The sequence below is a fragment of the Legionella santicrucis genome, from assembly GCF_001468135.1.
GTDB classification, from domain to species: domain Bacteria; phylum Pseudomonadota; class Gammaproteobacteria; order Legionellales; family Legionellaceae; genus Legionella; species Legionella santicrucis.
The window spans coordinates 538,179-545,813 of the sequence record NZ_LNYU01000091.1 but is presented as its reverse complement, the minus strand read 5'-3'; the positions used below and the strand labels follow the sequence as shown (position 1 = coordinate 545,813).

The following is a 7,635-nucleotide window of genomic DNA, read 5'->3' as shown; positions in this document are numbered from 1 at the left end:
CAAATAAAAAAAGGACTACTTAAAAACTATCTTGTCAATGAACTACAAAATCCTTCTGTCTTGATGAGTTTTTCGTAAGTCCTGAATTAATGGAACAGTGGAACGATTCTCTAAAAAGTGGAGAATTTATACGAAACATTGAGTTTGAGGTCAACAAAGAACCTAATGTTTATGAAATTACTTCCAGTTTAATTAAAAATGAAAATAATGAAACCAATGGAGCGGTACATATTATTCGCAATATTACCAAACATATTCAAGAACAACTCGAATTAAAGGAGTCCTATGAGAAACTCAATGCAGGAATGCAAGCACTGCAAGATAAAAACGAGCAAATTACGCTTCTTGTTGAGATGAGTGATATTATGCTTGCGTGCAGCTCTCAGGAAGAATTAAGCAATGTAATGACAAAATATTGTCAACGCATGCTCCATTTTGCAAGTGGTTATTTATATATCATGCATCCATCAAAAAACTATTTAGAAATGGCAACCACTTGGGGAACACCAAACACCCAGGAAACTACGTTTATACCTAATGATTGCTGGGCAATTCGATTGGGGCGAATGCATCAGGTAAGCTCTTCTCATGATGAATTAATTTGCAACCATGTGAACGTTTCCAGCGAACACGCTTTATCATTTCTTTGTATTCCATTAATGGCTCAAAATGATATTTACGGTTTATTATACATGGAAATCCCTCAAGAAACGTCGACTGCATTTTCGCAAAATCAGCAACTCATAATCACTGCTTTTTCTGAGTTAACTGCATTAGCATTTGCGAATGTACGCTTAAGAGAAAACCTCCGTTATCAATCAATGCGCGATCCTCTAACCGGGTTATATAATCGCCGTTACTTAGAAGATTTTCTTTTAAAACAAATTCACCAATCCGAACGAACAAAAAGCCCTATTTCTCTCTTAATGTTAGACTTAGATCACTTCAAAAAAATAAACGATACTTATGGTCATGATGCAGGAGATGTTGCTTTAAAAGAGCTCGGTAAAATATTACAAGAAGATATTCGTGTTGGCGATATTGCTGCTCGCTATGGTGGAGAGGAGTTTATTGTGGTCTTTTACAATACTGATGAAAAAACGATCAGAGCACGTGCTGAGAGCATCAGACAGGCCGTTTCTCGACTCCAAATAAAATATGGAGCACAACTCGTAGGCCCCATTACCATTTCAATAGGGATCGCTGTATACCCAATTCATGGTCGCGCTCCTACTGAGTTAATCGAATCTGCTGATAAAGCTTTATATTTTGCGAAAGCAAACGGAAGAAATAAGGTTGTTTTATATTCTGAAATTGAAAATAGAAAATCTTCTGTAAATAAGAAAAAAAGTGACTATCCTAAACCTTCTGATGACCAATTAATATAACGCTCATGAATATGAAATTTACTCTCAAAGGCTGAAAAAGATCAATTAATATTAATCCCAGAATCGTTGCTTATTGACAATAAAAACCTGAGTTCAACATAAAAGACACCATCGTAGTAGCGAAATAAGATTTACCTGCCGACTCAAAAAAATGGCCATTTTTTACTCAGTCTTACTCAAATATCTCCATAACGCACTATAATTAAAATATATTAAGATCTATAGGGTGATGAAGATGCCTGATCCTATTAAATTTAAAGAACCAGAACGCTGTGATTATGTTTATATCGATGAGAATAACAAAGTCCATTTAATATTGCCTCTTGTCGGCGGAGAGAGAATAGGTTTAGATAATACCTGTCAAGCAGGGGTAGAGTTAAAAACTTTCTTTCATGGCTCAAAACATGGCAGCACCATTAAATACTCAGCCCAGCACCATCTTGAGGAATATGCAAAATCTTTGGAAGCAGACATACAGGCAATCAAAAAACAAAAAGCAATTTCTCCCCTTGCTTTTGAGGATCAATTGAAAATTAAACAAGAACGATTAATACAGGTGAAAGAATACATTAAGTTAATTACTGTACTCAAAAAGGACTATGATAAAGACAAAGGAATCGATATGTTAAAAATCCTAAATAATGGAGATAATAGATATCCGGCTCTTCCTCCAAAAGTAAGCGCACTTTTAAAATCGGCTACCAATGGTTTTGGAGTAAGATTGTCTCCTTTTGAGACTGATCCTTTAACGCGTTTTAATGATCCATTATTTTCTATAAAAAGAAATACATCTAAATATAGGACACAAGATGGGAAGGTAGGTGAGGTTAAAGAGGGCTTGGGCTATCGTCTGCGCTCTACTTTTTATGATGAATCTACTAAAACAGCATCCCCTATTCAAGCGCCCAAAACGCTTAAACAAAGCGTTGTTGAGGCTATTTTAGCTCAAGTACCTAAAGTTTCCAAGTATTTACCAGAGCATCTGCAAGAGTTAAAAGAAATTATCCAAAAAGAACTTGCCAAAATCGATAAAGATATATCCATAGGAGACAATATTACTGCCGATTATTTAATAGAGGATCTCATGCTTGTAGATGAAGATAGCTCTGTTCAAGATTGGATTGAAACCATTATTGATGCCTCCACTGCTTCTGAGTTTTGGACGCTGAAACAAAGTGACTCAGTGAGCGTATTTTATGACGGCGAAGGAACAAAAATTAATAATAGCAATAATGATCGAATGTCTGTTAAGGTTCAATTTTTACTTGCTGAAGCCAATATATATTGTAAAATCAATAAATTATCTGATGCAAATTTCGGTGATTTTTTTGATAAAGAACCTCATGCCACCAACATTGCAAAAAATGTAAAGGAAGGACTGGGAAAAGGAGCTGATATAGAAGCCATTATTTTTAATTATATCAATGAAAATCACCTCCAACTTGGTTTAAAAGCCCCATTAACAGGACCACAGCAAAAAGAAATTACGAAACAGTTCACTGAAAACTATAATACCATTAAAGATTCCCCTCATTTTGATGAGTTCTTCGTTGCTGATACGAGTAAAAAAGGAGCTCTTTTTAATCATCAAAATAGAATAAGCCTTTCTTTTCTTGACTTTTTTAAACTACAAACTGATGGTAAGCACCCCTTAGGTGTACTTGAGGACCATACTCAGGCATTGCATAATGGCAATTCAAATAACTTAAGCCATAAAAATGACGTCGGCCAGGACAAATTAGTGCAATTTAAAACAGAGGTAGTGAGACTTTTAGCTGAAAATAAACCTAAAGAATTAATCGAATATTTAACACAACAACAACCCGGATCTCAAGCGCCTAATTATTCAATGCTAACGCTAGAAACACAAAATTACATTGCATACAATCGTAATGGAGCAGCAATATTACAAGAGCTTGAACGCTCAAATGCGAATCCAAAGATAAAGCAAGAACTTGGTAATTTAATTTCTCCAACCCATGTAAATCATGAAAATTTAATGAATCTTACTTGGTCTAAGGTGTCCTCCAAACCATTATTTGAGGTGGAACTAAACCAAATAGCGACTCGCCTTTCTGCTACTGTAGCCAATTATGAGAGGGAAAAAAATGGTAGATGGTTTCAAAGGACGAATGAAGTCCGGAATGAACAAATACAGCAATTAAAAGAAATTGCCCAAGAACTGAATAAACTTGCAAAAGAACCTGACAAAGCAAAAAAGGAAGAGGTCGTTAATTCGCTGCTCAAGTCCATCATGGTTTTAGATAAAATTGATGCAGACATTGGAAAAGAACGTAATCTTTTCAAAAGTTCACTGCAGCGAGAAGTTATTGGGTTTAAAAAGCAACTTCAAGACATGTGTCAATTGGAAAACTATGCGATTAAACCTACTGCCAAGGGAAAAGGATTTCAACAACAACTTCAAGAAGTGCACTTGAAAAAACCTAGTGGTAACACCCCATTAGAACTGATTACTACTTTTGCTCAAGAAGAGCAATTTAAGAAAATAGCGAATCAGGAAGTACAAAAACTAGTGAGAGATTTACCTCATCATTGTCATACCGATCAGGCCATTGAGTTCTTTGCCCGCTTAACACCTGAAGAAGCAAATAAAGTAGCCTCCTATTTAAATTTAGAGTACCAAGAACTTACTCAATCAACAGACAAGCAAAAACTTTTAACAGAAGATATTCCTCAAGCGTTTAAAGAAGTCAATGAGAAACTTCTTTCCGGATTTAAAAAGGAAGGGATTATCAATGAAGAGGTTCATGAAAAATTAGTTGCATTAGCTGACAAAATTCCACCTGAGTTGGTCACTACTAAAAATCTTGAAAAGTGGTCACAGAAACCAGAAATGCTGAATGAAGCAGGAATTGGTAGTTTATTAAAAGAAGCCCAAGCCTCTTCTCCTTCAATCGTCTATAGAAGAAGTATAGATGAGATAACAGGAAGAACTGATCTTGGTTCGACACATACCCATACTATGAATTAACAGACCAGCAGAAGCTCCAAAACAGAGATAATGGGCTCTTCATTCAGGAGAGGCCTCACATACTAATGTGATATTAGCGTAGCATAAAACAAAAAACTGCTTTTTGGGTGGTGTTTATTCTTTATTTAGGGACTTTTCTTCGTTTATGAAAGACATAATATAATCCAGGCAAAACAAGCAAGGTTAAAAACGTTGAGGAAATAATACCGCCAATTACAACAGTTGCTAAGGGTCTTTGTACTTCAGAGCCCGTCCCTGTTGCCAAAGCCATAGGAACAAAACCTAAAGAGGCGACAAGGGCAGTCATTAATACAGGGCGAAGTCGTGCCAAAGAACCTTGTAATACCGCATCCTTTAAATACAATTTTTTTTGTTCCCGGAGCTTGTTGATAAAGGTAATCATGACTAAGCCATTTAATACAGCTACCCCTGAGAGAGCAATAAAGCCAACACCTGCAGAAATCGATAACGGAATACCGCGGCTCCACAAAGCAAATATGCCCCCGGTTAAGGCAAGAGGAATACCTGAAAATACTAATAATGCATTTTTTACATTGCCAAAACTCATAAACAACAGTAGAAAAATTCCAAGTAATGTAATAGGAATGACTATTTGTAACCTTTGTGAAGCGGATTGCAATTGTTCAAACTGCCCTCCCCAAGTAATCCAATAACCACTAGGTATTTTAACATTTTGTTCGATACGTTGTTTGGCATCATTCACGAATGAGCTTAAATCCCGACCACGAACATTGGCGCTCACTACGACACGTCGCTTGCCAATCTCACGACTGATTTGATTAGGGCTTTCACTACGCACCATTTTGGCTACTTCACTTACAGGAATATAATGACGTGCTCCATCTTTAGTAAGAGGCAATGGAATAAAAATCTGTCTCAATACATCAGAGCTTGAGCGTAAAGACTCCGGTAAACGAACGATTAAATCAAATCGCTTATCTCCTTCAAAAAGCTCTCCACCTTTTTTTCCACCTGTAGCAATCACAATGGCATCTTGGACCGCTCCAATTTGTAAGCCATATCGCGCTAAAGCATCACGATTAATTTCTACGGTCAACAGAGGCAACCCACTTACCTGTTCTACCTTGACATCTGCAGCTCCGGGAACTTTTTTAAGTTGAGTACTGATGTTTTCAGCAATAGCCAATAAAGTATTCATATCATCGCCAAATACTTTAACAGCCACATCGCTACGCACTCCTGAAATCAACTCATTAAAGCGCATTTGAATAGGCTGCGTAAATTCGTAATTATTACCTGGAATTTGCTGCACTGCATCTTCAATTTCTTGTACCAGTTTTTGTTTGGTTTTCTTAGGATCTGGCCAATTTTTTCGTGGTTTTAAAATAATAAAGGTATCGGCAACATTCGGTGGCATGGGATCCGTAGCCACTTCGGCGGTTCCCAGTTTAGCAAATACTGTTTTGACTTCAGGAAATTGTCGCACACGTTGCTCAACCAAGTCTTGCATCTCTATGGCTTGGGTCAGACTCGTTCCTGGAATACGCATAGCATGCATCGCAATGTCGCCTTCATCAAGGCTCGGGATAAACTCCCCTCCCATACGAAAAGCAATTAAAAAACTAATCATCACTAAAACTACAGCAGCACTTATAACCCCTAACCGAGCGTGAAAACAATACCGTAATATGCGTGAATAAGCTTGCGAAATATAATGAACTAACTTATTTTCCTTTTCTTGTACTGGTCTCCGTAAAAAAATTGCAATCGCGGCAGGGACAAAAGTTAATGCAAATAACATTGAAGCCATAAGGGCAATAATGACTGTTTCAGCCATAGGTAAGAACATTTTTCCTTCCACACCTGTCAATGTAAGGATAGGAAGATAAACTACCGTGATAATAAAAACCCCAAAAATGCTGGGTCGAATAACTTCTGTAGTAGCATAGGCAATTACCTTCAAACGCTCTTCAAGTATTAAGGGACGCTGTACTTCATGCTGTTTTTCACCCAAATGTTTCATGCAGTTTTCAACGATGATCACGGCACCATCTACAATTAAACCAAAATCAAGTGCGCCTAAACTCATGAGATTAGCACTGATTTTATTGGTCACCATACCTGTAATAGTGAGCAGCATGGATAAAGGTATCACCATGGCCGTAATCAGTGCTGCGCGAATATTCCCCAGAAATAAAAAGAGAATAATACAAACCAGCAAAGCCCCTTCCAATAAGTTCTTTTTCACCGTATTAATCGTGGCATTCACCAATACCGTACGATTATAAACGGTGGTCGCCTCTACTCCCTCAGGAAGCGACTTGTTGATTGCTTTCATTTTAGCAGCGACTCGTTCGGAAACAGTTCTGCTGTTTTCGCCCATCAACATAGACACAGTGCCTAATACCACTTCTTGGCCGTTTTCGGTAGCGGCTCCAGTGCGTAGCTCTGTACCTAAAATCACCTTAGCCACATCACGAATTCGTATGGGGGTTCCTTCAAAGCTGGCAATGACAATATTTTCAATATCAGGTATGTTTTGCACTTGTCCAGGAACTCGAATAAGGTTTTGCTCTCCATTATGTTCGATATATCCTGCACCCACATTTGCATTATTGCGTTGAAGCGCTTCAACTACCTCATTTAAACCTAAATTATAACGAACCAATTTAGCCGGATCAGGGGTAACATGAAATTGTTTTTCATAACCACCAATGGTGTTGACCTCAGCAACACCTTCTACATTGCGCAATTGAGGCTTAATAATCCAATCCTGAATCGTGCGCAATTCCGTGGGATTATGACGTTGAGTTTTAGGTACATTCGACTTATTGGTAATCGTGTACATAAAAATTTCGCCTAAACCCGTAGAAATGGGTCCTAAGGTTGTTTCTGCTTCGGGCGGTAATTTATCTTTAACCTCTTGTAGGCGTTCATTAATTAATTGCCGAGCAAAATAAATATCTGTCCCGTCTTTAAAAACGACTGTAACTTGTGATAACCCATAACGCGATAGAGATCGAGTATAATCAAGATTAGGTAACCCACTCAGTGCTAATTCAATGGGAAAAGTAATACGTTGTTCTACTTCAAAAGGAGAGTAACCAGACGCTTCCGTATTAATTTGAACCTGAACATTAGTAATATCAGGAACCGCATCTATAGGAAGCCTTTGAAAATTGTAGATCCCAAGTAAGACAATAATGAGCGTAAACAACAGGATAAACCAGCGATGTTTTAAAGAAAAGTGGATGATTTTTTCCAGCATCTTTG

General features: G+C 37.6%; 2 protein-coding genes and 1 pseudogene. 2 read left to right on the top strand and 1 reads right to left on the bottom strand.

What is annotated here, in order from left to right:
- Positions 1-83: 83 nt before the first annotated feature.
- A pseudogene (locus Lsan_RS20195) lies at positions 84-1,388 on the top strand (GGDEF domain-containing protein); the annotation flags it as partial.
- A 235-nt stretch (positions 1,389-1,623) separates the two neighbouring features.
- The gene (locus Lsan_RS20190) at positions 1,624-4,380 is read left to right on the top strand and encodes a hypothetical protein (protein ID WP_058515892.1); all 2,757 of its coding nucleotides are present in this window, start codon (positions 1,624-1,626) and stop codon (positions 4,378-4,380) included.
- 121 nt (positions 4,381-4,501) lie between these two features.
- On the opposite strand, the gene Lsan_RS20185 is transcribed toward Lsan_RS20190, so the two are convergent.
- The gene (locus Lsan_RS20185) at positions 4,502-7,630 is read right to left on the bottom strand and encodes a CusA/CzcA family heavy metal efflux RND transporter (RefSeq protein ID WP_058515891.1); all 3,129 of its coding nucleotides are present in this window, start codon (positions 7,628-7,630) and stop codon (positions 4,502-4,504) included.
- Between the last annotated feature and the right edge of the window lie 5 nt (positions 7,631-7,635).

Bases quoted from the DNA above. Each gene is read 5' to 3' on its own strand.
- Lsan_RS20190 (WP_058515892.1), top strand. From the start codon at position 1,624: ATGCCTGATCCTATTAAATTTAAAGAACCAGAACGCTGTGATTATGTT.
- Lsan_RS20185 (WP_058515891.1), bottom strand. From the start codon at position 7,630: ATGCTGGAAAAAATCATCCACTTTTCTTTAAAACATCGCTGGTTTATC.